The 25,851-nt window shown below is 61.5% G+C and carries 25 protein-coding genes; 10 read left to right on the top strand and 15 right to left on the bottom strand.

Going from position 1 to position 25,851, the window contains the following annotated elements:
- Positions 1-296: 296 nt before the first annotated feature.
- Entirely contained in the window at positions 297-770 is a 474-nt protein-coding gene (locus tag MHX64_RS02030) for a tRNA (cytidine(34)-2'-O)-methyltransferase (protein WP_239357102.1), read from the bottom strand.
- A gap of 15 nt (positions 771-785) precedes the next feature.
- Between MHX64_RS02030 and MHX64_RS02025 the strand changes: the two genes are divergently transcribed.
- Together MHX64_RS02025 and MHX64_RS02020 are read left to right on the top strand one after the other, a co-directional pair.
- Positions 786-1,658 carry a bifunctional methylenetetrahydrofolate dehydrogenase/methenyltetrahydrofolate cyclohydrolase gene (locus MHX64_RS02025; RefSeq protein WP_239357070.1) on the top strand — a complete coding sequence of 291 codons (873 nt, stop codon included), beginning with the start codon at positions 786-788 and terminating at the stop codon, positions 1,656-1,658.
- A 9-nt stretch (positions 1,659-1,667) separates the two neighbouring features.
- A complete protein-coding gene (locus MHX64_RS02020; protein ID WP_239357068.1) occupies positions 1,668-2,030 on the top strand; it encodes a DUF3017 domain-containing protein in 363 nt (120 codons plus the stop codon).
- Positions 2,031-2,044: 14 nt separating this feature from the next.
- Here the strand turns inward: MHX64_RS02020 and MHX64_RS02015 are convergent, their stop codons facing one another.
- The 4 genes from MHX64_RS02015 to MHX64_RS02000 are packed head-to-tail and all read right to left on the bottom strand — an operon-like array spanning position 2,045 to position 6,985.
- Positions 2,045-3,289, bottom strand: coding sequence for a type II toxin-antitoxin system HipA family toxin (locus MHX64_RS02015; protein ID WP_239357066.1), 1,245 nt, complete (start codon positions 3,287-3,289; stop codon positions 2,045-2,047).
- Positions 3,286-4,863, bottom strand: coding sequence for a DUF262 domain-containing protein (locus MHX64_RS02010; RefSeq protein ID WP_239357064.1), 1,578 nt, complete (start codon positions 4,861-4,863; stop codon positions 3,286-3,288). Before MHX64_RS02010 ends, MHX64_RS02015 begins: the two co-directional genes overlap by 4 nt.
- Positions 4,864-4,873: 10 nt before the next feature.
- Entirely contained in the window at positions 4,874-6,037 is a 1,164-nt protein-coding gene (locus MHX64_RS02005; RefSeq protein ID WP_239357063.1) for a homoserine O-acetyltransferase, read from the bottom strand.
- Positions 6,038-6,088: 51 nt separating this feature from the next.
- Positions 6,089-6,985 (bottom strand): NAD-dependent epimerase/dehydratase family protein, encoded by an 897-nt coding sequence (locus tag MHX64_RS02000; protein ID WP_239357062.1) that lies wholly within the window; start codon positions 6,983-6,985, stop codon positions 6,089-6,091.
- 105 nt (positions 6,986-7,090) lie between these two features.
- On the opposite strand from MHX64_RS02000, the gene MHX64_RS01995 reads away from it, so the two are divergent.
- Positions 7,091-7,792 carry a TetR/AcrR family transcriptional regulator gene (locus MHX64_RS01995; protein ID WP_239357060.1) on the top strand — a complete coding sequence of 234 codons (702 nt, stop codon included), beginning with the start codon at positions 7,091-7,093 and terminating at the stop codon, positions 7,790-7,792.
- A gap of 11 nt (positions 7,793-7,803) precedes the next feature.
- On the opposite strand, the gene MHX64_RS01990 is transcribed toward MHX64_RS01995, so the two are convergent.
- Complete coding sequence (locus tag MHX64_RS01990; RefSeq protein WP_239357059.1) at positions 7,804-9,138, bottom strand: O-acetylhomoserine/O-acetylserine sulfhydrylase; 1,335 nt, start codon at positions 9,136-9,138, stop codon at positions 7,804-7,806.
- Positions 9,139-9,751: 613 nt separating this feature from the next.
- On the opposite strand from MHX64_RS01990, the gene MHX64_RS01985 reads away from it, so the two are divergent.
- Positions 9,752-11,740, top strand: coding sequence for a hypothetical protein (locus tag MHX64_RS01985; RefSeq protein WP_181889885.1), 1,989 nt, complete (start codon positions 9,752-9,754; stop codon positions 11,738-11,740).
- Entirely contained in the window at positions 11,737-12,351 is a 615-nt protein-coding gene (ccmA, locus tag MHX64_RS01980; protein WP_181889886.1) for a heme ABC exporter ATP-binding protein CcmA, read from the top strand. Before MHX64_RS01985 ends, ccmA begins: the two co-directional genes overlap by 4 nt.
- Before the next feature lie 425 nt (positions 12,352-12,776).
- On the opposite strand, the gene MHX64_RS01975 is transcribed toward ccmA, so the two are convergent.
- Positions 12,777-14,255, bottom strand: a complete 1,479-nt coding sequence (locus MHX64_RS01975) for an RNA-binding domain-containing protein (RefSeq protein WP_239357058.1) — start codon at positions 14,253-14,255, stop codon at positions 12,777-12,779.
- Between the two features lie 315 nt (positions 14,256-14,570).
- Positions 14,571-16,757: an NADP-dependent isocitrate dehydrogenase gene (locus tag MHX64_RS01970; RefSeq protein ID WP_239357057.1), complete on the bottom strand. Its 2,187-nt coding sequence runs from the start codon at positions 16,755-16,757 to the stop codon at positions 14,571-14,573.
- A gap of 60 nt (positions 16,758-16,817) precedes the next feature.
- Here MHX64_RS01970 and MHX64_RS01965 point away from each other — a divergent pair, with 60 nt between their 5' ends.
- From MHX64_RS01965 to MHX64_RS01955, 3 genes are all read left to right on the top strand, one after another.
- Positions 16,818-17,732, top strand: a complete 915-nt coding sequence (locus MHX64_RS01965) for an exodeoxyribonuclease III (protein ID WP_239357056.1) — start codon at positions 16,818-16,820, stop codon at positions 17,730-17,732.
- A 75-nt stretch (positions 17,733-17,807) separates the two neighbouring features.
- Positions 17,808-18,869, top strand: a complete 1,062-nt coding sequence (bioB, locus tag MHX64_RS01960; protein WP_239357055.1) for a biotin synthase BioB — start codon at positions 17,808-17,810, stop codon at positions 18,867-18,869.
- Between the two features lie 23 nt (positions 18,870-18,892).
- Positions 18,893-19,096 (top strand): hypothetical protein, encoded by a 204-nt coding sequence (locus MHX64_RS01955; protein ID WP_239307277.1) that lies wholly within the window; start codon positions 18,893-18,895, stop codon positions 19,094-19,096.
- Positions 19,097-19,102: 6 nt separating this feature from the next.
- Here MHX64_RS01955 and MHX64_RS01950 read toward each other — a convergent pair whose 3' ends face one another.
- The 5 genes from MHX64_RS01950 to MHX64_RS01930 form a co-directional block, all read right to left on the bottom strand.
- Positions 19,103-19,447, bottom strand: coding sequence for a type II toxin-antitoxin system PemK/MazF family toxin (locus tag MHX64_RS01950; RefSeq protein ID WP_239357053.1), 345 nt, complete (start codon positions 19,445-19,447; stop codon positions 19,103-19,105).
- The gene (locus MHX64_RS01945; RefSeq protein WP_239307275.1) at positions 19,434-19,676 is read right to left on the bottom strand and encodes a CopG family ribbon-helix-helix protein; all 243 of its coding nucleotides are present in this window, start codon (positions 19,674-19,676) and stop codon (positions 19,434-19,436) included. Before MHX64_RS01945 ends, MHX64_RS01950 begins: the two co-directional genes overlap by 14 nt.
- A 277-nt stretch (positions 19,677-19,953) precedes the next feature.
- On the bottom strand, positions 19,954-20,631 hold the full coding sequence (locus MHX64_RS01940) for a type 1 glutamine amidotransferase (protein WP_239357051.1): 678 nt from the start codon (positions 20,629-20,631) through the stop codon (positions 19,954-19,956).
- A 2-nt stretch (positions 20,632-20,633) separates the two neighbouring features.
- Entirely contained in the window at positions 20,634-20,795 is a 162-nt protein-coding gene (locus tag MHX64_RS01935; protein WP_101494221.1) for an RNA helicase, read from the bottom strand.
- Positions 20,792-21,205 (bottom strand): hypothetical protein, encoded by a 414-nt coding sequence (locus MHX64_RS01930; RefSeq protein ID WP_143339012.1) that lies wholly within the window; start codon positions 21,203-21,205, stop codon positions 20,792-20,794. The genes MHX64_RS01935 and MHX64_RS01930 overlap by 4 nt, the downstream gene beginning before the upstream one ends.
- An 83-nt stretch (positions 21,206-21,288) precedes the next feature.
- Between MHX64_RS01930 and trpS the strand changes: the two genes are divergently transcribed.
- Both trpS and MHX64_RS01920 read left to right on the top strand, forming a co-directional pair.
- Positions 21,289-22,299, top strand: coding sequence for a tryptophan--tRNA ligase (gene trpS, locus MHX64_RS01925; RefSeq protein WP_181889904.1), 1,011 nt, complete (start codon positions 21,289-21,291; stop codon positions 22,297-22,299).
- A gap of 77 nt (positions 22,300-22,376) precedes the next feature.
- Entirely contained in the window at positions 22,377-23,471 is a 1,095-nt protein-coding gene (locus MHX64_RS01920; RefSeq protein ID WP_239357049.1) for a YhjD/YihY/BrkB family envelope integrity protein, read from the top strand.
- Here the strand turns inward: MHX64_RS01920 and MHX64_RS01915 are convergent.
- Together MHX64_RS01915 and MHX64_RS01910 are read right to left on the bottom strand one after the other, a co-directional pair.
- Complete coding sequence (locus MHX64_RS01915; RefSeq protein ID WP_239357048.1) at positions 23,431-24,684, bottom strand: D-alanyl-D-alanine carboxypeptidase family protein; 1,254 nt, start codon at positions 24,682-24,684, stop codon at positions 23,431-23,433. The genes MHX64_RS01920 and MHX64_RS01915 overlap by 41 nt on opposite strands.
- Positions 24,685-25,821 (bottom strand): trimeric intracellular cation channel family protein, encoded by a 1,137-nt coding sequence (locus MHX64_RS01910; RefSeq protein ID WP_239307271.1) that lies wholly within the window; start codon positions 25,819-25,821, stop codon positions 24,685-24,687. It lies immediately after the preceding gene.
- Positions 25,822-25,851 lie beyond the last annotated feature (30 nt).

The raw sequence follows: 25,851 nt of genomic DNA, 5'->3' as shown, positions 1-25,851 counted from the left end.
AAGGACCCCTGGTGGCGCATCGTGGAGAGGCTTTGCAGGGGGACCGTTGATGCAAAATATATATCAACAGCCAAGTAGCTAGGTAAAACTGATCACTTTTACCCCCGTTTGTAGATGGGATAAGCAGCATTCACTTACTACTGTTCAGCCGGAAGCGATCAACATACACTGGGCACATGGTCGCAAGAATCGTGAGAAACGAAGAAGGATTCTTGGTCGCTGTCGGCTCATCTGAGGTCACGGACGAAGATGTCCGGCTGTTGGTTGCGGATCGTCTGGAATCGGTACTCGAGGATCTAGACCCCGCCGAGGAACCCGAGCTGGCGCCACGCCTCGTAGACGGCGACTGACGCGGAGTTGGTCAGGTTCATGCTGCGCCGCGCCGGCAGCATCGGGATGCGCACGTGGCGCGTGATCCGCGGGTGGGCGAGGTGCTCAACGGGAATGCCGTTGGCCTCGTTGCCGAACAGCAGCGCGTCGCCGTCGCGGTAGGACACCTCGTGGTAGTGGTGCTCGGTGTGCGCGGTGAACGCGAAGATGCGCGAGTCGGGGATGGTATCGAAGCAGGCGTCGATGTCCTGGTGGATGATCACGTCCGCCAGGTCGTGGTAGTCCAGGCCGGCGCGTTTGAGGTGCTTGTCGTCGAAGTTGAAGCCGAGCGGCTCGACGAAGTGCAGCTGTACCCCGGTGTTGGCGGCGAGGCGGATGGCGGCGCCGGCGTTGCCGCCGATGGCCGGGTTGTCGTAGATCAGGTGGAGCACGCCTGACAGTCTAGGATTGGGGCCGTGACTGCGATCAAACTGGACGGAAAACTCTACCGCGAGGAGATTTTCGCGGATTTGAAGGAGCGCGTGGCTCGTCTCAAGGCTGAGCACGGCGTCACCCCGGGCCTGGCCACGGTGCTGGTGGGGGAGGACCCGGCGAGCCAGAACTACGTGCGCATGAAGCACAAGGACTGCGAGGAGCTGGGGATCGCGTCGATCATGAAGGAGCTGCCGGGCGACTGCACCCAGGAGGAGCTGGAGAAGCTTATCGACGAGCTGAACCACGACCCGGCCGTCACCGGCTACATTGTCCAGCTGCCGCTGCCGAAGCACCTGGACGAAAACCGCATCCTGGAGCTGATCGATCCGGCGAAGGACGCCGACGGCCTGCACCCGGTGAACCTGGGCAAGCTCGTGCTCAACGAGCCCGCGCCGCTGCCGTGCACCCCGAACGGCTCCATCAAGCTGCTGGAGCGCTTCGGCGTGGATCTGAACGGCGCGATCGTGTGCGTGATCGGCCGCGGCGTGACCGTGGGCCGCCCGATTTCGCTGATGCTCACCGCCCGCGACGTCAACGCCACCACCGTGCTGTGCCACACCGGCACCAAGGATCTCGCCGCGGAGACCCGCCGCGCGGACGTGATCATCGCCGCCGCCGGCAAGCCGCACATGATCACCGCGGACATGATCAAGGAAGGCGCCGCGCTTCTCGACGTCGGCGTTTCCCGCGTCGGCGGCAAAACCGTCGGCGACCTGCACCCGGACGTGTGGGAGAAAGCCGGCTGGGTCTCCCCGAACCCGGGCGGCGTGGGCCCGATGACGCGCACGTTCTTGGTGCGCAACATCGTGGAAAACGCAGAACGCCAGGCCGACATCGGCCAGGACGCGAGCTAAGGCGCCGGTTTGGGCAGCAGCAGGATCCAGCTGCCGGGGACGGAGCTTCCCGACGGGCTCACGCTGGACAACCCCCACGACCGCGGCACGGCCGCCTCGCCGCTGCCGGTGGCGGTGCAGCGCGCGATGAGCGCGCTGTTTGTGGTGGGGTTTGTGCTCTCCGGCGTCTACGCCGCCACGGAGCACTGGCGCCGCGCCACGTTCACGCTCGGCGCGGCCATGCTGTGGCTGACCGTGATGCGCCTGACCTGCGATTCGAAGGTGATCGGCTTGGTGGCGGTGCGCTCGAGGCGCTTCGACGCGCTGTTTACCACCGCCCTTGGCGCGGCCATGCTGTGGTTGTCCTGGTCGGTGGACTCGCTGGGGTCTTAGTGAACGTTGAATTTTCATATCCAACGCAACGCTGGAACGGAGACACGCTGGATATACTGTAGAATTGGTTCTTCCAGTGGGTGGTTGGGCTCTGCGTCAAGAAGAGTTTCTCTAATTTCTCGGGTTAAAGTTATGACACGGTCTGGGAAATCTGGATCATTTAGGAGGCGAGGACCCGAAACTGTCTTTAGCTGTTTGACAGTGCACTTTTCAATTGTCTTGGCCTTGTTTAGCGGCAATGCGAGGTCTGTATCTACGTTCAAACCAGGTCCGTAAACCTTATCGGCGTAGTATCCGACTGTGACTAGGTCGTAGGCTGGGGACAGCTTGGGTGTAACGCGGTCAGGGTATATCAGCGACCAGTTCTTCCAATGCGCATCCGCGTTTCCGACTAGACAGTTAAACACAAAGCGACGGATCGCCTCGACATAGTCTCCCATGTCGGTGTAACTACGAACAATGTTGAAAAGAGTTTGCTGGTTTCCGGTGTATTTTGCTGCGTCGCTCAGTTCTTGACCCCTTACCTGCAAGAAATCTTCGATGTGCACTCGCGCGTTGGGGGCCCGGTCGAAACGATCGATCATGTAACCCCATGCTTCTCCTGCGAAGTTATGTTCCGCTACGTTCTCGATATTTTCGCGATGGACGAGGGAAGTTTGCGGAACGTTGATGCCAGCTTCCGAAGCGAGTCGCATGGTGAGATTCTCGTTGACCGGCAAGTTGGGGAATCTTGAGTCAGGGAGTTTGAGGATGCTGGGCTTGCCGCTTGCGTCTTTCGCTCCGGCGACGAACCTCTCGCCTAAGTTGGCTCCTGAGAACTTAAGATTTAAGCCAGCTAGAGAGAAGCGGAGTGGATTTACCTCTGAATCTGACGCGGATGAAATTTGTTCTGGAGGAGTGGATCTGTGAGTAGGGGAGTATGGGGAGGTTTCTTGCGCAGGCAAAATCTCGACTGCACCGGGGAGATCGTGCCCCAGAGCCAGTAATAGTTCTAACTTACTTAAGTTTGACCGGTGAAACGCATGTTCAACAAGCTTCTTCAGTTGCCCTTCTGGCAGCAGGTGGTCGAACCATGTAGGAGCGGCGACTGACCCGACGAAAGAATTATGTAGATGAGCGTTGAAGTGTGTCCCGAGGGTAGGGCGACGGAGGTCGGTGATATAACTTTCGCGGAACCGAAAAGTAAGATCGTTTCCAACTTGTTTTAAATCTCCGACGGCCTCTCCGTGTAAGAAAACAGTCGCTTGTAGGTCGCTCATTCATCGGCCTCTGGGAGCTCGAGCAATTCAGGTTCAATAGCACCTTTGCCATTAGGGGTGACAAGAGTTAATTTAGCCAATTTTCCATCAAAGTATTTCTGCATCAGGTCGGAGCGCTGTCTTAGTAACTCCGCTACGTCGCCTACTCCTACTGTCGCAGGGTCAAAAAAATGAGATTCCAGATACGAGTGCGACGGAGCCTCGATTTGCCAGTCACGTAGGTCTACCCCGTCTAGAGAAGGGTCTAAGAGAAATCTCGCGAAACTGGAGGAAAATGAAGAAGGTAGCTTCGTACGTGGGAGTACCTGTGTGAGATGTGATCCTTCCATCGAAGCAAGTTGGTCGACGGTTACTGGTTCGCCGGTTGTAGATGAAAGAGGGTCGTGCATCCAATACAGGCAAGAGAGGATTTTCGAGGCAGCGGTACCTTTCCGCATTGGTGCCACAGATAACGCTCGTAGTTCGAATGGGCTATCCAAAAGGGACTGTAGGGTGCTGCTTAAGGAATGTTCTTCTATTGATCCAAGTAACTTGCGCGCTTCTGCGGTGGTTGCAGATTGTGGGCGGGAGGCTGCCCGCCAGAACCACACGCGCAGTCGGTCGACTGCCCGGGGATTGTTAGAAAGCTCAGTCGCGAAGTACCGGGAAATACGAGTCAGTACTACTAACAGGTTCGGATATGGCAGGAAGTCATAATGGGGGACACCAGCATGCTGTTGCAAAAATGAGATTGCGCTACGCATTGCTGCCGCTGTGCTTTCGAAAGCGGAGAGTCGGTCACCGTCGTCAAGAAACTCATGGTGTAAATCTCGACTGATATCATGCCCTCTAGTTGCGAGAACACAGTTGAGAGCCACGTTTTTGGGTACTGTGCCGAAGCCTGTATGAGCGTCGACGAATGCTGCTATCTCTTCTAAATCTGACGGCTCTTCACCTCCGTTGTGGTGCAAAGCGTGAAATACCTCCGCTCGGGTGAGGCGTTTGCCGGTGTTGTTTAGCCGATCGAAGATGTCTCTCACCACAGGTTCTTCTCGTCCGCGGACAGTGAAGGTTGCTATCTTGTAGCGGCGAATAGTGGCGCCGACGCGACTGATTTCGTCTATATGCTCTTTGTGTAGTGGGTGATCGATCACCCAGTGAAGGATCCGTTGAAGATCGGTGGCGACATAAAGAGGAACCTCCGAGTCGGGATCGCGACCTGCGGCGACAATTTCTTTTGTCTGAAGATTATAAACTACATCGAAGGCAGGATTGGTCGTCCCTTCTGTAAGGACGTTAACGATAACTGTGGTGCGCTGTTGTCCGTCTACTACCCATAACGCATGCGCGTCGGGCTGTGCGGTTATGTCTAGATCACCGAGCGAAACTGTCCCGTGAGTCCCAGGTCGTTCCCAGAACAGAAGGTTGCCAATTGGGTAGCCTTCGAGAATGCTTTCGAATAACTTGACTGCGTCTGATTGCTGCCACCGAAAAGGGCGTTGAAAATCTGGTACGCGAATTGTCCCTTTACGCGCAAGCTGTACAAGTTCCTCCACTTCCAGAGTAGAGGTGCTTTGGGTCATCGCATCACTCATAAACCCCACTCTAGATGTCGTAGGCGCCGCGCTCCGCGGCGACCTCGCGCGCGGATGGGGTTTCGTGCGTCAGCGAGATGAAGTTGCGCAGGATCCGGTCCATCTGGCGGGCCTCCACGAGGAAGGCGTCGTGGCCGACGGGGGAGGACAGTTTCGCCATGGCGAGCAGGTTGCCCAGGTTGCGCGAGAGGTGTTCCTGCTGGTGGTAGGGGTACAAAATGTCCGTGTCCACGCCCACGATCATGGTCGGCACCGTCGACGAGGCCAGCGCTTTGTTCAGCCCGCCGCGGTCGCGTCCCACGTCGTGACGGTTGAGCGCTTCGGTGAGGGTGACGTAGCTGGCGGCGTCGAAACGCTGGGTGAGCTTTGTGCCCTGGTGTTCCAGGTACGACTGTACGGCGAAGCGTTGGCCGTCGGCGCGGAACGGCCCGAGCGGGTTCTCGCCCGCCTGGGCGGAGGTGCCGAAACGCTCGTCGATTTCCAGCTCGCCGCGGTAGGTCAGGTGCGCGATGCGGCGCGCGGCGGCCAGGCCGGCGTCCGGGGCGCAGCCGGTGCCGTGGTAGTCGCCGCCGTGCCAGTCCGGGTCCTGGGTGATGGAGGTGATCTGGGCGGACTGGATACCAATCTGCCAGGCGCTTGCCCGGGCGGACACCGCAAGCACCAGCGCGTAGTCCACGGCCTCGGGGTAGAGCAGGGTCCACTCCAAGGTGCGCGCGCCGCCCATGGAGCCACCGATGATCGCGTGGACACGCCCGATGCCCAGGGCTTCCAGAAATGCGCGCTCGGCGTGGACCATGTCGCGCATATTGATCGCCGGGAAGCGCGAGCCCCAGACACCACCATCGGGGTGCTCGCTGGCTGGCCCGGTGGAGCCGTAGCAGGAGCCCAGCGCGTTGGTGCAGATCACGCACCACTCGTCGGTGTCCAGCGCCTTGCCGGGGCCGATGGCTTCGCACCACCAGTCGGCGGCGTCGGAGTCACCGGTTAGCGCGTGTTCCACCAGCAGGATGTTGTTCTTGCCGCCTAGGTCGCCGCGGAAAGCGCCCCAGCGCCGAAAAGCAATGCTTGCGTCGCGGATCGTCACGCCAGCCTCGGTGGCGAGGTCACCAATGGAAACGACGCGCTGTTCGCCCTCTGGGGGCAGCTGGGGTGCGGCCGAGCTGGTGTCACACATGGAACACACTGTAGACCGCTTAGATACAAAGCGGACTAAGCGGTCTACTTTTTATTCAAAAGAGGCCGTAGCTGCAAGCCCGTCACGGTAAGGGGTCGGTGCCCAGGCCAGGTCGGACTCGAGAGCTCGAGGGCTGTCCCATAGCCACGTCATCTCCTGTAAGCCTCCAATATTTTCATCGACTATTCCTGCAAGTTGCAGCATCCACGGCCGAAGGGTTAGCGGGCGGCGCTGTTTAACCCCGTAAGCTCCCGCCGCGAGAGTTGCGAACTCGCGCTGCGTAATCGGTCCGGCTGTGGGGGTGAGGGTGATTCCGCTGGTGCGTTTTGCCGAGGCGTCGACAAGTGCTCGTGCGTAGTCGCCGACGAAGGTGAACGCATGGGGCGTGTCGGCATCGATCAGGGCCAGGGGCCGCTTTTCGGAGCGTATCCGGTCGATGATGAGCGATTGGGCGACCATCGAAGCGCCGCAGCCGGGACCGTACAAGTCAGAGGCAACCACCGAAGCGGTCGGGACGGAGGAAGCGTCGCGTGCGGCAATCAGCTCGGTACGAACTCCAGGTTTGCCGACGATCGCGCTCACACGGCTCTCCGCAGTCACCGTATGTTCGTCTGGGCCGAAAGCATAGACGGATTCCGGAAAGGTGACGTGGGCGTCCGCTTCCTCTGCGGCGCCAAGGACTGTTCGCTCTAATGGGATGAGCTGATCGCGCCAGGCGGCCTCAGTGTATGGAGCGTGGACGCAGCAAATGACGCGGTCGGCGCCACTGGCTTCAAGCGCTCGCAGCAGGTCGGTGGCTGACGCGGCATCTCCCACAACGAGATCGGCACCGGCGGGTACCGGACGATTGGAGCGCGCCAACACGGTGACAGGTGATTCGGTATCGATGAGACGCCGCGTCACGGCCTGTCCAACCGCTCCAAAGCCGATGATCAGTGTCGAACCCATTTTTCGAGACCCCTGTTCTTAATTGTGAATTGTGTTCTCGGTTTGATCCTAAACTGCACTGACGCTCAGAACAAGAACAGTGTTCTCGTTTGTTAATGTGGCGACATGACCGTCGAGAAGTTAGGCCCACGAGCCCTGGCGAGGATCCAAACTGAGAAGCGGATCGAACAGCTTGCCTTTTCCCGTCTTGATGAAGGGGGTGTGGAGGCGGTGAACCTACGGGCAGTGGCACGCGACCTCGGGGTTAGTCCGTCAGCGCTTTACCGCTACATCCCCGATCGGGACGGGCTGCTGACTACGCTCATTGCCGCGTCGTACACGCAACTTGCTGATGCAGTGGAGTCGGAACTGGACGCGTTGGCGGAAGAGACGACGGCGATAGACCGGTGCCGGGTGTTGGCGATGGCGATGCGACAATGGGCGCTGGCGTACCCGCAGAGATGGGCATTGATCTACGGCAGTCCCGTCGCCAACTTTCACGCTCCGGCGGAGGTGACAGGTGCGGCTGGCACGCGAGTGATCGGGCTGCTCGGCGGTCTTCTCCAGGACGTGCGGCCGCGCGGGACGGCGGGGGCCCGTGGTGACGTGTTGACCGAGGACCTCGATGCTATCGGGCGGGATGAGGCCCCCGGGTTGAGCCCGGACGTGGTGGAGCTGGGGATGGACCTGTGGGTGACGGTCGTCGGGTTGATATCTGCCGAAGTATTCGGCCACTTTGGCAGCGGTACGTTGCGCGATCCCGGGGAGTTTTTCCTACGTTCAGTAGGTCGCGCGCTGCGGGGGATTTTTGACGGGGTGCCGGGTTAGGCGCGGGGACGTTACACCGCCGCGAAGCCGCGCTCGAGGTCCGCGATGATGTCCTCGACGTCCTCGATGCCCACGGACAGTCGCACCGTGGCCTGGGTGATGCCGGCGCGCGCGAGCCCCTCGGCGTCGGACTGCGAGTGCGTCGTGGACGCCGGGTGGACCACCAGGGAGCGCACGTCGCCGATGTTGGCCAGGTTGGAGTGCAGCTTCAGCGCGTCGATGAACTTCCAGGCCGCGGTCTTGTCGTCCTGGTCACCCGCGATGTCGAAGGAGAGCACCGAACCGGTGTACTTCAGGCCCAGCTTCTCCTGCGTGGCCTTGTACGGCGAGCCCTCCAGGCCCGCGTAGTTGACCTTGGCCACCTTGTCGTGGGCTGCGAGGAACTCGGCGACCTTCTTCGCGTTCGCATTATGCTTTTCGACGCGCAACGCCAACGTATCGATCCCCTGCAGCGCCACCCAGGCATTGAACGGGGAAATCGCCGCACCCGTGTCGCGCAGCAGGCCGGCGCGGGCGCGCAACGCAAACGCCGGGGCGCCGAGGTCCGCGTACTTCAGGCCGTGGTAGGCCGGGTCTGGGACGGTAAACAGCGGGAAGACTGATTTTCCGTCGCGCTCGACGGTCCAGTCGAACGAGCCGCCGTCGACGATCGCGCCGCCGATTGCCGCGCCGTTGCCGGTGTAGAACTTCGTGGTGGAAAGGACCACGATGTCAGCGCCCAGCTCCAGCGGACGGACGAGCGCCGCGGTGGCCATGGTGTTGTCCACGATCAGCGGGACCTGGTTGTTGTGGGCCACCTCGGAAATGGCCGGGATGTCCAGCACGTCCGCGATCGGGTTGCCGAAGGTCTCGCCGTAGAACGCCTTCGTGTTCGGCTTGACCGCAGCCTGCCAGCTCTCCGGATCGTCCGGGTTCTCCACGAACGTGAAGTCGATGCCCAGCTTCGGCAGCGTGTGCTGGAAGAGCGTCTCGGTGCCGCCGTAGAGGCGCGGGGAGGTGACCACGTGGTCGCCGGCCTGGGCGAGGGTGAGGATCGCGGCGGTCTCGGCGGCCATGCCGGAGGCGAACGCGGTGGCTGCCACGCCGCCCTCTAGGGAAGCGAGGCGGTCCTCCAGCGCGGACTGGGTCGGGTTGGTCAGGCGCGTGTAAATCGGGCCCGCATCCGAGAGGTTGAAGCGGCTCTCCGCGTGCTGCGCGTCGTCGAAGACGTAGCTGGTGGTCATGTAGATCGGCTGGTTGCGTGCACCGTAATCTTGATCCACCTGCTGGCCGGCGTGGATGGAGCGGGTGCCAAACGACCATTCGCTGGCGTTGGAGTTGTCGTACTTCTGCTTCGAGTTCGTCATGGCAAGCAATGTAGTCCGCTTTGTCTGCCATTTCGTACCAAGCGGTCTATATGGGGTGTGGGCTGTGGGTTTGGCTGAATATAAATCTGCGAGGGAACCGAGGCGGGTTTTCGTGGGTCTAACAGGCATGGGGATGGACCGAGAAGACACACATGAACTGGGGCGTTGGGAAGAACGGAAAGGGAGTTGAGGGCGGAGCTCGTCGATAAGCGAAGGCTCACGCACGATACCTTCCCGGGGCTCCGTGTCGATGGCCTGGGCGTAGCCATGCAGGTCCTTGGCGATCGGGCTGAGGATCTCGTCCAGCTCTGCGTCGTTGGTGGCAGGGCCTAACGGCCCGTAGTGTGCTAAATCATAAAAAGCAGGTTTTCCTACTTGTGCAACAAGATCTCGGGTTTGATAATTGTCATACGGTGGGAGCCCCTCCGCCGCTGAATATCTGCCGATGGGAGGAATCATGAAAATTCAAAATCGACACCGCATCGGTGGTGTAGTTTGGGCGGGAGCGTCGACCTCTGCTGGCGCGGGTGCTGCTGTGGCGACGACGGCTAACATCGACGGCCACTACTTTCACAACGGAGTTCGTCATGGCTCTACAGATGTGGGCTAGAGCATGTCTCTTCTGAAATCAGGCCTATTAGCCGTGGGGATATTCGCCACGGCCATTCTGGCGACTACCGTGGCTTTCCTCGGCGCGAGGCTTTACTCAGCGATCGATGGCCACCTGGGTGAGTACGGGGTACAGGTGGAATCAGATCGCACCGCTTCGGAGCGTGCGAGTTTCTATACCGAGCTGGCCGAGTTTGCGCGAAGCAATGACTTCGATATCGCGATTAACTACTCGTCGCTCGCTGTCTCTGGTGGTGAGCAACGAGTCTACTCATCCTCGCTTCCGCCTGACGGCGGTCGGATGGAACGGCCGCGCTTTGAACGTGGGGAAGTTGACATATTTTATCCGCTGGAAGACTTTCCATACTCTGATCCAAGGCAACCTCTCCATATCAAAGGGTCTGCGACGGACGAGCAACACTTGCTGCGGTGGTTAGCCGAACAGGGGCTCGACGCGGAGCCTCTTACCAGTTACTTCTCCGAAATCTTTGCATCTTCGGCAATTCCCATTCTGCTGATCCTATCTGTGCTCCTGTGTCTGGTGCTAGGCGCGGGCCATGTCCTTGCCCGCTCGCGGGAGGTCGGTGTTCATCGACTGCTTGGACTCAGCGTCGCAGAAACGACCCGTATTGAAATTCAGCGCCAAAGCGTTGCGCTTACGATCGCCTACCTCGGAAGCCCCCTGATTGTTGCTGGCCTTCTTTATGTCTACAACGGGTGGGCGGAGAGCTGGGTATTTTGGAGAATGTATTTCACGATCAGCGTGATTCTGTCTGTGTGTTTGCTCGTTGGCTACCTAGGTGGGCAGTTTCTGGTTCGCAGGACATCGATACCGCAATCCATCAAGGGCAAGATCCACGCGCGGCCAATGCTATATGCCCTGACTGCAGTCCGCGGAGTGACCCTGGTTGCTGCGCTCAGTGTGGTCGCAACCTTGGTTGGGTTTTCTGCGGAACTCGAGGCGCGTCACCGCTTGCAGGGGATGTGGGATGCGCACCGTGGGCCGCAAGAGTTGGCGTTGAACGTCAACACGGCCTTCGAAGACTGGTCAGATACAGAGACCGCAGCGCCATTCCGGGTTGCCGACGAGGCGGGAGACGTACTCCTCGTTGATCCTTATTGGATTACATGGCCCGTGGAACTAGAGGCACCAGTTCTATTAGCGAACCAGGAATTCGCGCGACAGGCGGGAGTGTCGATGCTGGATGGTGCTGTAGTGACGGTCTGCTCGCCGGGAGAGTTGTCTGTGCACTCGAGAAACGTGATCGAGGATTCGCTCGAGTTCGAGGCCGGCTATGCCAATGAACCAGCGCCCGACATAGAGTGGCGGGACGGTTGCAGCTTAGGCTCGGTATTCACCTATGACGTTAACTACCGTCCGCAACTCGATAACCCGATTCTCGTCATACTCCCGCGTGGCCTCGCTCCGTTGGGCGACCACAACTTGATGTCAAAGGTATCCCAGCAAGTCCTTCTAACTGTCTCCCCTGACGTGCCTTCGCAAATGTTGAAGGGTGCTACCGGGAACTCACTTGCTTTCTTTAGACCGCGTGAAGACTCATGGCAGGCGAGCATTCGCACCGCCGAGCAGAATGTGGCTCTGTGGGGGCTGAATGGTTTTGCATCAGTCCTGCTTGTGACGGTCTTGGTCGGAGCCACGGTCCTTACTTTTCGCGTCACCTACCGGCGCAAAATCCACGTTGCCTATGTTTGTGGGCGAAGCCCTTGGTGGGTTGCAAAAGAAGCAGTAGCTATCGAAGTTGCATTCTTCCTAGCCACGATTGGTTGGCTGCTTTATAAGGTTCGCGATCATTGGATTCAAGCCGAGAGCCGCGTGCCGTCAACCTGGAGTATCGGGTTTGAAAATCAATGGTCGCCATCCACCATCGTCGCAGTAGTAGGTTTCGGCGCAGTATGGTTCATGGTTTCTGTGGGGTTGATGCTCAAAGCTGCTTCGCGGTGGGATGCAAGAGGAGGTAGGGAACCGCAATGACAATTCAGGTAAGCAACGTATCCTGCGCATTTGGCGAGCGGACGGTTTTGCAAGCTTTCACAGCCACGTTTAGGGCAGGTCGAATCACGGCGCTCACAGGGCCCTCCGGCAGCGGCAAGACAACCTTGCTCAATATGTTAGGTGGGCTGACCACGCCGGATTCGGGGACGATCGAGTTCGAGGGGCTCGACATCGCATCTATGAATTCGCGCGCACGTCGCAAATTTCGGCGATCAAACGTCGGATATCTGTTTCAGGACTACGGTTTGGTCTCCGATCTCTCTGTGATGGAGAACATCAAGATCGCTGTCCCCCGCGTCTCCCGCGAAACAATGGAGTCGGCGCTGAATGAAGTCGGACTTGGCGGATCCGAGAAGCGAACGGTGAGCGAACTTTCTGGTGGTGAACAACAACGCATCGCTTTGGCACGACTCATTCTCGCGCAGCCGAAAATAGTGTTAGCAGATGAGCCAACCGGAGCCCTCGATAAAGCAAATGCGCAACTCGTTCTCAAACATCTACGCCATTTTGCTCAGAAAGGCGCAGTAGTCGTCGTAGCCACCCATTCTGCGTTTATTTCCAATAATTCAGATGAGGTAGTGGAGCTCTGATGTAGCGGAAAAATATAGCTGGGATCGAGCGTCACCCCTGTACTTGTCGGATGCGCAGTCGTTTGGTGACGCGTAGGCAGCACCCAGAGACTACGGGAGGGGTGGCGTTTGGGGATGGAAGGCGAGACTGGGCTGATCAACGCGGTTGTCTCGGTCGGGCACAGCGCTTCCCAGCCGGCTAACGCCGGTGGCGAGACCTTCCTCGTACCCAAGACGATCCAGGTCACCATGAACGGGCTCGCCATCGCCTGCGCAACGCCGGGGAGGTTGTCGGCTTCGACGCCTCGGAGCCGGAGAGGCGGATCCAACCTAAAACGCGCCCGAGAAGCAAGAAACAGGCAATAAAACATTTCCGCAGGTAGGGGAGTTTGTAAAGGGGTTCTAAGCCTGTGCTGGCGCCCTTTTTCGGTTACGGAGCAAGAAAACTACTCAGCCCAGAAAGGGACATAACGGCGGTTGCGTGGTCCGGCATCCGGGTCGTAGAGCCGGATGAGGCCTTTGTCTACCGTGGCGTTAATAAGTCGGGTCGCCTGGGAGGCCTGCGAATCCCTGAGTCCGAAGCGATGCCGTATTGATGCGTTAGTAATAGCGCGATTATCCAGAAACCCGAGGCACGCATGCTGGTAGATGGCTTCGATCTTTTCATCCGTAGTCATTAGGTTGAAGGGGCGGTAGGCGCTCAGTGTGACGGTGGTTGTGCCGTTTGCGCGAATGAGTGCCGGTGGAAAGTGCTCTTTTTCCAGCGACGCAACGATCTTGTCCCAGCCGCTTCCGCGTTGCTCTACGAAGTGTGCGAGGCGAAGTGCTTCGCCGAGGTGTGCATTACGAGTGGTAGAAGCCGAGTCAATAAAACGTTGAGGATCGACCAACGGTGTACCAGGATTGGTTACTTCCACGCGGTCGCTGAAAATCTCAACGGTCAAGTACTGACCGCGCTGTTCCAGATCCTGGTGCATGAGCGCATTCGCAAATACTTCGCGAAATGCCACAGTGGGCAGCAGCGGGGTTTCAATTCGGCGTCCGCTTGGATCGATAGTCTCTCCACCGGGTTTTAACGTGTTCACCAAGGTCACGATCTCGCTAAACGAGGCGGCGTATCCCTCGTCAAACTCCCATTCTCGTTGGAGTTGCGTCCGCGATGTGTCACCGAAGTGCATCACGCGAGGGGCTAAGCCGGCGAGGTGTGGGAAGGATTTGAGTGAGCGCGCGTACATCAGAGCAGACCAAGCAGGAATACACCAGCCCAATTCGTGGGAGTATGTAATCGCCTCCGCTGCTCGCATTGTGTCGATGAGGGCGCCACCAACATTGCGTGGCAGTTCGGGCCGGTTGATAAAGAAAGCGTCGGAGGAGAGAAGGGAGGTGATCTCTTCGGGTTCGAGGCCTTCCGCGGCGTTGCTGGTTTCAAACTCGAACTGGTTGAGTTTCCTCCACAACTCGCGTTCACGATCTGGAAAGTCCATTAAGTTTTTTGTGTAGCTGCCCTGTCGGAAGTAACGGGTCCCATCGTAGGCATAAGGGGCCGAAAGGGCAGCCGGAATCCGGAGGAGTACGACGGTTCTATTTTCGATTGTGACCGATTCGAAGGAGATCGTCGGCGTGGGGGAGACTACACGCTGCAACCAAGGGAATAGGTCTTCGTTGCCTTTGCCTTTCGTTATCTCCCATTGGAACGAAGTGCCTACGATTTCATGCGTATCACTTACACCCCAGATCAGGTAACCTGCTGGTTCATCATGAAGACGAGCTGAGTTGCCTAAAGCGCACACATACCTGGCAATTTCCGGGCCGGTCGTGGTGCTGTTTTCCTTAAACTCCAGCCAAGGGAGCTCCGCAGGCAAATCGAGGAATCGCTGGATTTTAGCGATGAGTTGAGGCTCCGGGGTGGAATTAAGTGGTGACATGCCTCAAGTATCCCCCAGAAGCAAGAAACAGGCAAGAAAACGATTCCGCAGGTAAGGGAGTTTTTAAAGGGGTTCTAGGCCTGTGCTGGCGCCCTTTTTCGGTTACGGAGCAAGAAAGAGTGTGAATGTACGGGGCCAGAAAGAATCGTGCTTCTGATCTGATGTAGGTGGTCTAGTTCCTCGGGTAAGCGTTTGCGGTAAATGGGGCGGAGGTACTGGGCTGGGCACAGCGCTGCCCAGCCTGACCAAACAAAAAACGGCCGGTGCCGGGGCGCGAAACCCCGACACTGGCCGGCCGTTTTTTAGATCAGCGAGCTACTTCTCCAGTTCGTCGATGATCTTGTTGAAGGTTGCGGACGGGCGCATGACCGCCGAGGTCTTCTCCTCGTCCGGCCAGTAGTAACCGCCGAGGTCGGCAGCGTTGCCCTGGGCGTCCAGGAGCTCCTTGTCAATCACATCGGCGTTGTCGCGCAGGTCCTTCGCGATCGGGCCGAAGACCTCGGCCAGCTCGGCGTCGTCGGACTGGGCTGCCAGCGCCTCTGCCCAGAACAGGGAGAGCCAGAAGTGGGAGCCGCGGTCGTCGATCTCGTTCACCTTGCGCGACGGGGACTTGCCTTCGTCGAGAAGCTTCTCGGTAGCCTTGTCCAGCGCGGCGGCGAGAACGCCGGCGCGCTCGTTGCCGTTAGTGTTCTTCTCGTGGCGGAAGGACTCAGCCAGCGCGAGGTACTCGCCGAGGGAGTCCCATCGCAGGTGGTTTTCTTCCTGGACCTGCTGGACGTGCTTCGGGGCGGAGCCGCCGGCACCGGTCTCGAACAGGCCGCCGCCAGCCATCAGCGGGACCACGGAGAGCATCTTTGCGGAGGTGCCCAGCTCGAGGATCGGGAACAAGTCCGTGTTGTAGTCACGCAGGACGTTGCCGGTCACAGAGATGGTGTCCTCGCCGCGGCGGATGCGCTCCACGGAGGTCTTGGTGGCCTCGACCGGGGAGGCGATGGAGATGTCCAGGCCCTCGGTGTCGTGGTCGGCCAGGTACTTGTTCACCAGCTCGATGAGGTTGCGGTCGTGGGCGCGCTCCTCATCCAGCCAGAAGATGGTCTTCATGCCGGACAGGCGTGCGCGGTTGACGGCCAGCTTGACCCAGTCCTGGATCGGGGCGTCCTTGGTCTGGCATGCGCGCCAGATGTCGCCGGCCTCGACGTCGTGCTCGATCAGCACGTCGCCGGCAGCGTTGACAACCTGAACCTTGCCGTCGGCCGGGACCTTGAAGGTCTTGTCGTGGGAGCCGTACTCCTCAGCCTTCTTGGCCATCAGGCCGACGTTCGGGACGGTGCCCATGGTGGTCGGATCGTAGGCGCCATTTGCGCGGCAGTCGTCGATAACCGTCTGGTACACACCGGCGTAGGAGGAATCCGGGATCACAGCCAGGGTGTCCTGCTCCTGGTCATCGGCGTTCCACATGTGGCCGGAGGTGCGGATCATCGCCGGCATGGAAGCGTCGATGATCACGTCCGATGGCACGTGCAAGTTGGTGATGCCCTTGGCCGAGTTCACCTGCGCCAGAGCCGGGCCGTCCTGCAGAGCCTTGTCGAAGGCGGCGCGGATCTCCTCTCCGTTTTCCAGCTCGGACAGGCCCTCGTAAATTGCGCCGAGGCCGTTCTCGCCGTCCAGGCCCGCTGCCAGCAGCTCCTCGCCGTACTTGTCGTAGACGTCCTTGAAGTATGCGCGCACGACGTGGCCGAAGATGATCGGGTCGGAGACCTTCATCATGGTGGCCTTCAGGTGGGCGGAGAAGAGCACGCCTTCGTCCTTGGCGCGCTTCACGGCGTCCAAAAGGAACTCATCCAAAGCGCGGGCGGACATGTAGGTGCCGTCGATGACCTCGCCCTTCTCAACCTTGAGGCCGTCCTTGAGTACCTCCTCGCCGCCGTCAGCCTTGACCAGCTTGATGGTCAGGGTGTCTTCGGACGGCATGATGACGGACTTCTCGTTGTGGCGGAAGTCGCCGGCGTCCATCGTCGCCACGTTGGTCTTCGAGTCGGAGGACCACTCGCCCATGGAGTGCGGGTGCTTCTTGGTGAAGTTCTTCACGGCCTCCGGAGCGCGGCGGTCGGAGTTGCCCTCGCGCAGCACCGGGTTCACGGCAGAGCCCTTGACTGCGTCGTACTTCTCCTGCGCGTCCTCGTAATCCGGGATGTCAAAGCCTGCGGCCTGCAGCTCAGCGATGGCCTTCTTCAGCTGCACCAGGGAAGCGGAGATGTTCGGAAGCTTGATGATGTTGGCTTCCGGCGTCTTCGCCAGCTCACCGAGCTGCGCGAGCGCGTCGTCGACCTTCTTGTCGCCGAGGCGGTCCGGGAACTGCGCGAGGATGCGGCCGGCCAGCGAGATGTCGGCAGTGTCCACGTCGATGCCGGCGCGGGAAGCGAAGGCCTCCACGATCGGCTTGAGGGAGTACGTCGCCAACAGTGGCGCTTCGTCGGTGCGGGTCCAAATGATCTTCGCCATAATGCTCCTTTGATTTAACGTGTCTGACTTCAGCCAACCAGACTACTAGGGTCATCACACATGAGTCTCACAATTGCGTCGGTCAACGTCAACGGCATCCGCGCCGCCACCAAAATCCGCAACGAAAACAACCCGGGCATGCTGGCCTGGCTCGCCGAAACCCCGGCGGATGTGGTGCTTATGCAGGAGGTTCGCGCCACCGTCGACCAGGCGCGCGCGGCGTTGGCGCCCGCGCTCGAAGAAGGGTGGCATCTCGCCGTCGCCCCCGCGGAGACCCCCGGTGCGAAGGGGCGCGCGGGTGTGGGCATCCTGTCGCGCACTCCGCTTAACGACGTCACCTTCGGCATCCCCAGTTTCGAAGATGCCGGACGCTTCATCGCTGCCACACTTTCCGACGGCACCCGCGTCGGCTCGTTGTACCTGCCGTCGGGCTCTGCCGACACCCCGAAGCAGGACGAAAAGTACCGCTTCCTCGATGAGTTCGAGCCGCTGCTCGAGAAGTGGGCGGACGAGTACCCGGACATGGTCATCGGCGGCGATTGGAACATCTGCCACCGCCGCGAGGACCTGAAGAATTGGAAGACCAACCGCAAGAAGTCGGGCTTCTTGCCGCACGAGCGCGCGTTCATGGACGCGGTATTCGGCTGCTTCCCGGATGAGGAAGCCCAGGACTTAGACGTCAAGGCAGACGCTGTGTGGGCGGGCGCTGTGGAGTACGTGTCCAAGGGCCGTCGAGAAGCGAATGGCTCCCCGAAGTGGTTCGACGTGGCGCGCAGGCTGCACCCGGAGGACGCGCCGTACACCTGGTGGACGTTCCGCGGGCAGGCGTTCAACAACGACGCGGGCTGGCGCATCGACGTGCAGGCGGCCACCGCGAACATGCTCGAGCGCGCCGAGCGGACCTGGGTGGACAAGGCGCCGACGGTGGAGCAGCGGTGGTCCGACCACTCGCCACTTTTGGTTGAATACCGCTAAATGCTGAACACCGTTCAAGGACGGGCTACACTGACACCTACTTGTGACGTGAACCACCAAGAACGGAGTCCAGTAATGACTGACATCCTTGACATCGCACGCGAAAAGGCCCTGGAAAACGGCGAGGGCCTGAACCAGGAGGAGCTCGTCCAGATCCTCAACATCGAAGACGAGCGCTTGCCGGAACTGCTCGACCTGGCGCACCAGGTGCGCATCAAGCACTGCGGCGTGGACGTCTCCCTCGAGGGCATCATTTCCCTGAAGACGGGCGGCTGCCCCGAGGACTGCCACTTCTGCTCACAGTCCGGCCTGTTCGAATCCCCGGTGCGCGCCGTGACCCTGGACATCAACGAGCTGGTGGAAGCCGCCAAGCAGTCCGAGAAGATGGGCGCGAGCGAGTTCTGCATCGTCGCCGCCGTGAAGGGCCCGACACAGCAGCTGCTCGACCAGGTCGCCGAAGCCGTCACCGCCATCCAGGACGAGGTGGACATTTCCATTTCCGCCTCCCTGGGCATCCTCACCCGCGACCAGGCCCGTCAGCTGGCCAAGATGGGCGTGTCCCGCTACAACCACAACTTCGAAACCGCAGAGTCGTTCTTCCCCAACGTGGTCACCACCCACACCTGGCAGGAGCGCAAGGACACCCTGGAAAACGTGCTGGCAGAGGGCATGGAAACCTGCTGCGGCGGCATCATCGGCCTGGGCGAGACCATCGAACAGCGCGCCGAGTTCGCCGTGCAGCTCGCGGAAATCCAGCCGCACGAGGTGCCGATGAACTTCCTCGACCCGCGCCCGGGCACCCCGTTCGCGGACCGCCCGCTGGTCCCGCAGGGCGAGGCGCTGCGCGCCGTCGCCGCATTCCGCCTGGCCATGCCGTCCACCCAGCTGCGCTTCGCGGGTGGCACGGAGCTCGCGCTTGGCGACGACGGCACCGAAGCCGGCCTCATGGGCGGCGCCAACGCAATCATCGGCGGCAACTACCTGACCACCTTCGGCCGCCCGATGGAGAAGGACCGTGACGCCGTCGACCGCGTGATGGAGGGCGCGACGCCGGGCGTGAACCTGGGCATTACCCCGGTGGGCGAGAAGGCCAACTTTGGCCACGGCGTGCTCTACGACACCATCAAGTCGCTGTAGGTTCTTACAGGTTTTCTCCGCGCATGAAGATTCCCGACAACACCGATCTCGCCGACGCAGTGCTTTCCGGCGAGATCGCCTGGCCGCTCGACCCGGCCCGCCCCTACGATGCCCCGCGCATCTGCCCGCTGTGCCAACGCCGCATGGTGGTGAAGATCTCGCCGATGGCGTGGGAGGCGGCCTGCTCCCGCCACGGACTGCTGCGCTCCGAGTGGGTGGAGCGGTAAGGGGCGTTAAAGGTCGAGGTGGATGCGGATAGCTTCGTCGAGTTCCAACATTTGGCGGGGAGAAAGCCGTCCCACTCGTCTGCCGACTCGCATGACCGATACCGAACACATGAGTTCCGGCTGAGTTTTTGAGTCTATTTGAAGGCCGGACTCTTCGGCATCGACGTATGTCTGAAACGGGAAGACTCTCGACGTGTTTGAGGTCAGCGGTACTGCGGTGATCATTCCGCCGTGTATCGCTGCGCCTTGATTCGCTGTGTCATTGCTGACGATCACGGCGGGCCGTGTCTTGTTGGCTTCCTGTCCGACCGCCGGTTCGAAATCAACGAGGCGGATTTCACCGCGAAGCATTGTCTAGCCCTTCATCAGCCAGCGAATCCCAAAGGGCAGCTTCTTTCTTCCATTCCGGGTCGGAGAAGCATTCCTCATACGCTCTAGCGAGTGATTCCCGCTGGAGGGCGAGGATCGCTTCGCGCATCCCCTCAGATCGAGAACGCAAATCCAACTCGGAAACGAGGTTATCCAGGGTTTGGAGTTCGTTCCGACCCAAACTCACACTGATTCTCGTACCGTTGTTCATACTCTGAATCGTACTTGTCGTGGTGCTGATTAGGAAGGGGCTTCCTTGCGACGCGGGACGTGGTCCGGCAGGCAGACCCAGATGCTTACCCCAGGATGCTTACCCCGCCTAGATGCTTACCCAAGGATGCTTACTTCTCGAGTGCGGTCGGCGGTTGTGGAGCGCGCCACTCGAGAAGTAAGCGTCCTTGAGTAAGCATCCTCGGAAGTGGGGGCCGGAACTTGGGCCGGAGCGGGGACGGAGAGCGGGGGCACAGCGGCGACCAGAGCCGTCAGCGCTAAGCGCGGGCCGCGGCGACGAAACCCTCGGCGAGTGTTTTGCCGGTGCGGGTGAGATGGTCGTCGTGGCGCAGCAGCTCTGCTTCGACCGCGGCACCGTCGTGGCCGCCGTTCGCCGCCCACTGGCCGGCAACCTCCGGCGAGCACTCCGGGTGGAACTGCACCGAGACGATCGACCCCAGCCGCATGGCCTGGATCGGGCAGCGCTCGCTGGATGCCAGGAGCGTCGCGCGGGGAGGGAGCGTGACTACCGCGTCGTGGTGGGATTGCTCGACCATCAAGGTTGCGCCGAGGGGGCCGAGCAGGGGATCGTCCACACCGGCGTCGGTCAACGTCACCTGCGTAGCGCCTTCTTCGTCCTGCGCCACCAGGCCGACGGAAACTTCGCCGCCGAAACAGTCGGCGATGATCTGATGGCCCAAACAGATGCCGAGGACGGGCGTGCCCGATTCAAAGGCGCTGTGCAGCAGCTCGTGCACCGCCGGTAGCCACGGCGAGGCGTGCGTGTCCAGCGCATCTGCGCGTCCACCGAGGAGGATGAGGGGGTCGCCGGAGGCGTCGATAGGCAATGGCTCCCCGAGATCGACGGTGCGCAGGGTGGCGCCGGCGCGCTCGAGCCACGGGCCGAGGCGTTGCATTGGCGCGAACGAATCGGGCTGCAGAACGGTGATGCGCATGGCTAGAGGTCGAAGGATGCTGCGCGGAGAATGTCCGGCGTAATGGGAACCTTGCCTTTTCCTTCCTTATCGCGCTTCACGATGAGCTTGGCCGCGGCGATCTGGCTCCGGGAAAACTCCGGCTTCGGAGACTGAATTTCTCTAGCTTTGGATCGGGCTGTCATCGCTGCTCCTCAAAAGGCGTGTTGGGATTTCGGAACACGGCGGTCAAGATCGCGTCGATTACCTCGTGCTGGTCGGCAGGGATTTCCGACTGCCTGTCGATGGAATCGAGAATAGCAATCCCCGCCTCAACTTCACGCTCGCTCGAGGCGTTGCACATGTCAGTCGCCCAGCGAAGCATCGTGTGCCACTCCTTAACACGGTCCAGCTTTTGCGAGTTATCGAGTGTTTGCGAAACCCCGAGCCAAGCAATGCAAGCAGCTCCAAGAGGCCCGATGATGCGAGACGCGAAGTCGAGCACCATCCAGGCTTCTTCGGCCGAACGTGTTGCATTACTGACAGCAAATCCGAGAGAAACAGCAACTGCGAGCGCTGTAAGCAACCAAGGTCTGTCTGATTTTGTAAGAGCCAACGTGTACTCCTTCTGTGGACGGCATTAAAGAGTTAGACGCGCCCGCACCGCCACCGGTTCCCTCCCCGCACCGGCCCACTACTATGAACCCCATGCAACGCGTGCTTTCCGGAATCCAGCCCACCGCCGACTCCTACCACCTGGGTAACTACCTCGGTGCGCTGAAGCAATGGATCGACCTGCAGGACGGCTACGACGCCTTCTACTTCATCCCGGACCTGCACGCCATCACCGTGGACCAGGACCCCGAGGAGCTGCGCCACCGCACCCTCGCCGGCTGCGCCCAGCTGATCGCGCTCGGCATCGACCCGGAGCGCTCGACCCTGTTCGTGCAGTCGCACGTGCCCGAGCACGCCGAGCTGACGTGGGTGCTGCAGTGCCTGACCGGCTTCGGCGAGGCCAGCCGCATGACGCAGTTCAAGGACAAGTCGGCCAAGCAGGGCCAGGACCGCACCTCCGTGGGGCTGTTCACCTACCCGGTGCTTATGGCCGCGGATATTCTCCTGTACTCCCCGCAGCTCGTGCCGGTGGGCGAGGACCAGCGCCAGCACCTGGAGCTGACCCGCACGCTGGCGGAGCGCTTCAATTCCCGCTACGGCAAGACCTTCACCGTGCCGGAGGGCATGATCGTCGAGGGCGCGGCGAAGATCTACGACCTGCAGGACCCCACCTCCAAGATGTCCAAGTCGGGCGCGAACCCGAAGGGCATTGTCAACCTGCTCGACGAGCCGAAGACCTCCGCAAAGCGCATCCGCTCCGCCGTCACCGACAACGACGGCGTGATCGCTTTCGACAAGGAGAACAAGCCGGGCGTGTCCAACCTGCTGGTCATCCAGTCCGCGCTGACCGGCAAGCCGATCGACGACATCGTCGCAGGCTACGAGGGTCAGGGCTACGGTGCGCTCAAGGTCGACACCGCAGAAGCACTCGAAAGCTTTACGACGCCACTGCGCGCACGTTTCGACGAACTCATGTCCGACCGCGCAGAACTCGAATCCATCTTGGCCCGTGGCGCCGAGCGAGCCCGCGAGGTCGCGGCCCCGCTGCTGGCGGACGTGTACGACAAGGTCGGTTTCCTCGCCCCGAAGCGTTAGGCCCGCACCTCGCGTCACCGTCGCACAGCCTCCTCTACGATGTGTTTGGTAAATGACACATAGTTGAAGGGACGTCGATGGCTACCTCGACCGCGCCGCGCAAGGCGTACACCGACGAACACGGCATTGAGCGCGCCTCGAAGCAGCAGCAGGGCGGCTTTGAGGCGAAGGTGGAGAAGAAGTCTCCCGCCGCCGGCCACGTGCTGCGCATGAATGAGCGTTTCGGCTCGCAAGGCGGAAACCAGATGGCCGCCGGCATCACCTACTTCTCGGTGCTGGCGCTGTTCCCGCTGCTGATGCTGGTCTTCGCAGGACTCGGCTTCTTCCTCAACGCCCGCCCGGATCTGATGGACGACATCCAAAACCAAATCACCAATTCCCTGGACGGGGACTTGGGCGACATGGTCAACGAGCTGGTCGAGACCGCCATCGACCAGCGCGGCGCCGTGGCCGGCATCGGTTTGCTCACCACCCTGTGGTCCGGCCTGGGCTGGATGAACAACCTGCGCGTCGGCGTGTCCGCGATGTGGAAGGTGGACGCGAATGAGGGCGGCAACTTCGTGACCAAGAAGCTCGCGGACCTGGTCGGCTTGATCGTGCTGATCGTGCTGTTCCTGGTCGCCACGTCGGTGACCGCGGTGGGCCTGTCCAGCTGGACCAGCACCGCCATGGACCGCCTGGGCATCGGCGACTTCCCGGGTTCCCGCGCGGTGGTGTGGCTCGTCGGCTTCCTGGTCAGCGTGCTGGCCAGCTTCCTGGTCATGCTGTGGGTGAACATGTACATGCCTCGCACGAAGGTGCCGGCGAAGTCCGGTTTGAAGGGCGCGCTGCTCGGCGCGGTCATCTTCGCCATCCTGCAGCAGTTCGCCGGCCTGGTCATTTCTTCGGCCACCGGTAGCCCGGCGGGTGCGATCTTCGGCCCGATCATCACGCTGATGGTCATGCTGTACTTGGTCTGGCGCGTGGTGCTCTACGTCGCGGCGTGGACTGCCACCACCGACGAGTCGCTCGCGATGGCGCCGGCGGAGGTGCCGGAGCCGGCCGTGATCAACGTCCGCGCGGGCGCGGTTCGCGGCAGGGAGGAGTCCAAACCGTCGGGCAAGGCGCTGGGCGTCGGCGCGGCGCTGGGCGCTATCGGCGTCGGCGTGGTTTCTCTGCTGTCCCGAGACTAAACGCGGTGGCCAGCGCCGCAAGCGCGAGCACGGCCGCCAAAATCAGGTAGGACCACCAGCGGTTCCAGGTCGTCTCCTCCCCAGCCTGCTCAGGCGCAGGTGCGGGGGTGGGGGCGGCCGTTGTCGTTTCGGGGGCCTTTTCAGCGAGGGGCTCAAGCTTTGCGACGGAGCTTCGCACCCCATACGCCTCGTGCAACAGCATCTGCGCCTGCTCCCAGGGGCGGTGGTCGTAGGCCGACGTGTCCAGCACAACCGCCACGAGACGGCGGCCCTCGTGGTTCACGGCGCCGACGAACGTGTGGTTGGCGTCGTCCGTGTAGCCGGTCTTGCCGCCGATGCCGTCCGGGTCGTTGAGGTAGAGCTGGTTGTCGTTCCACAGCTCGAACGCCGGCAAGTCGTCGAAGCCGGGGAAGGTGGTGTGCTCCGTGTCGACGATGCGGGCGAAGGTGGGGTCCGCGAACGCCGCGGTGTAGGCCAGGCCCATGTCCCAGGCGGAGGTGGACATCCCGGCGCCGTCCAGGCCGGAATACGACGTCGCGCGGGTATCTGCCATGCCGAGCTTCTTGGCTAGCGCGTTGACCTTGCCGAGTGCGAGCTCGTCGCCGCCGAGGGCTTGGGCGAGCGCGTGGGCGCAGTCGTTGCCCGAGGAGAGCAGCAGGCCGGTGAGCAGGTCTTCGACGGTGTAGTCGCCGCCCTCGCCGATGCCGGCGGCGGAGCCTTCCTGGCCGGCGGATTCGGCGGAGACCTCGACCTTCTGGTCCAGCGGCAGCTCGTCAATGACGGTCAGGGCAAGCAGCACCTTGATGATCGAGGCGGGCCGGTAGCGCCCGTGCGGGTCCTTCATCGCCACCACGTCGCCGGAATCTAAGTCGGCCACCAGCCAGGAGGAGGCGACCACGCCGTCGGGGACCTGGTAGCCGTCGGCTGCGGTTATGCCGCAGGGGCCGTCGAAAAGCACGGGCAGCGGGGAAGGGGAGGACGCGGCGCGCTCGGAGGTGGACACCGGCTCCGGCGGCCAGGTGGCCTGCGGGCAGTTGTCGGTGTCGGGGGCGCGGCCGCGGCTGGGCGGGACCCAGTTGCCGCCCTCGTCGTAGTAGCCGACGGTCGGGCCGGCCGAGGAGGTGGCTTCGGTCGGGGTTTCGGCGTCTTGGGCGTGAGCTGCCGTCGCAAAGCAAAAGCTCAATGCTGTGGCAGCTGCGAGCGCACGCTTCATCTAGGAATCCTTCTGGTCGTAGCGGGCCGCGAGCCGCTCGATGAGCTCGTCGGTGAGGGCCTCGTCTGAGAGAATGATATCCAGCATGTCGGCGTGCATCGCCTCCGTCTCGGCCGGGTCCGGCTCCTCCGCGGCCTCGTCCTCGTAGGAATCGCCGGCCAAATCCACGCCGATGCTGTCGAAGAGGCTCTCGTCTTCCGCCGCGCCCTGCGGCGTGGTGCCCACGGCCTCCGCCAGCACCTCGGCGTCGATGGCGGGGAACTGGGTAGTGAACTCGGTGAGGAAATCGTCCGCGTCGCTGACCGCCTCCGCCGGGCGCTTGCCCTTGCGGATCTCCGACTCGATGCGGCGCTGCAGCGCCTTCTCCATCTGCCGGTGGCGCCAAGAGCGCACACGGGTGGGCTCAAGCTCGCGGGCCACCGCGCGCGACTTGTTCTCCGCCTTCTTGGCCAGGTGCGCGACTTGCGTGGCCGTCATGTTCACCGTGGCGTTCACGGGCGCGAACTCGGAGTCGGTGGAAACGCGCCAGTTGCCCCAGTAGCCGGCGAGGAACAGCGCGAAACTGACCACAGGGCCGATGACCATGCCGAGCGCGAGGAAGCCGGTGGCGTTGCTCACCAACATGATCACTGCGCACGCCACCGCCGGGATGACGGTGGGTTGGTTGCCGCCGAACACGCTGGGTTCGCGGCCCGTGACTACGTCGCGGATCATGCCGCCGCCGGTGGCGGTGAACACGCCCATCATGATCGTGGGCAAAACCGGCAGGCCGTACTGGATGGCCTTGGAGGCGCCGGTGGCCGCCCACAGGGAGGACACCAGCGCGTCGCCGTGGGACTGCAAAAGCTCCCACGCTTTGCCTTTGAAGTAGGTGAACCGGGCGATCAGCGCGCCGGTGAACGCCAGGATGAGGTACTCCGGCTGGCTCATCGCGGCGACGGTGCCCTGGTTGATCAGCACGTCGCGCAGCATGCCGCCGCCGAGGGCGGAGAGCATTGCGATGAAGAAGAAGCCCACGATGTCGTAGCCGAGCTGGCGGGCCAGGGTGCCGCCGATGATGCCCATCAGTAGCACGCCGGAGATGTCCATCCAGTGATAGATGGAGCTGATGAGGGGGTCGACCTGGTCCACTGCCATAGCTGGAAATTGTAAAGGTGGCACGTTTCG

It is taken from the genome of Corynebacterium sp. ACRPZ, from assembly GCF_022346205.1.
Lineage (GTDB): Bacteria > Actinomycetota > Actinomycetes > Mycobacteriales > Mycobacteriaceae > Corynebacterium > Corynebacterium lehmanniae.
The sequence above is the reverse complement of the archived record's forward strand: the minus strand, read 5'-3'. Positions and strand labels throughout refer to the sequence as shown.